General features: G+C 45.4%; 2 rRNA genes. Both read right to left on the bottom strand.

Annotated elements, in window-relative coordinates:
• Positions 1-399, bottom strand: a 23S ribosomal RNA gene (locus ABRS97_RS28050); the annotation flags it as partial.
• A gap of 411 nt (positions 400-810) precedes the next feature.
• Positions 811-863, bottom strand: a 16S ribosomal RNA gene (locus tag ABRS97_RS28045); the annotation flags it as partial.

Below are 863 nucleotides of genomic sequence, written 5' to 3'. Positions count from 1 at the left end.
TCTAGGCATACGTTTGTTTTGGGCTACAGGGCTTTTACCTTCTATGCCGGACCTTTCCAGATCGCTTCGCCTAACAAACTTTTGCCACATTGAGGTCCTACAACCCCAAGGAGCAAGCTCCTTGGTTTGGGCTGTTCCGCTTTCGCTCGCCGCTACTGACGGAATCACTTTTGTTTTCTTTTCCTCCAGGTACTTAGATGTTTCAGTTCCCTGGGTATGCCTCCAAGCAGCTATGTATTCACTGCAGGGTAACTGCGCATTACCACAGCTGGGTTCCCCCATTCGGACATCCCCGGATCAAAGCCTGCTTACGGCTCCCCGAGGCATTTCGTCGTTCGCCACGTCCTTCTTCGGCTCCTAGCGCCTAGGCATCCTCCGTGTGCTCTTTCTAGCTTAACCTGCTAAAAAAGCGTTTTATCTGTTTGACCAGATAAAAGGATTTCTAGTTTACTTTACGTTTCGTTTCGTTATCTAGTTTTCAAGGAACAAGATTCACCATACATATTGCAACTAACTGGATTTCCTTCATCTAATTTAATTCGTTTGAGCTTGCAATGAACATTTAGCAGTAAAAACTACTGTTAAATCTCCAAACTTGCCGTAGCGGACTAGCTAAACATCCAATTAACGTCAGTTTTTTCCGTTAATTCTGTTTTTCGCCAACCGACTCATCAAATAGCTGTAGGATTTCCTGTTATTTCGCAAATCATGGTTTGAAAGAGGATTACTCTTTCAAAACTGAACACGAGTGAGAGAAGCTGTTGTGTGCTTGCGCACTTGACTGGGTCTATCAGACCCGAGTCTCCATAGAAAGGAGGTGATCCAGCCGCACCTTCCGATACGGCTACCTTGTTACGACTTCA

The organism is Paenibacillus tabacirhizosphaerae (genome assembly GCF_040812395.1).
In the GTDB taxonomy this organism is placed as follows: domain Bacteria; phylum Bacillota; class Bacilli; order Paenibacillales; family NBRC-103111; genus Paenibacillus_E.
The sequence above is the reverse complement of the archived record's forward strand: the minus strand, read 5'-3'. Positions and strand labels throughout refer to the sequence as shown.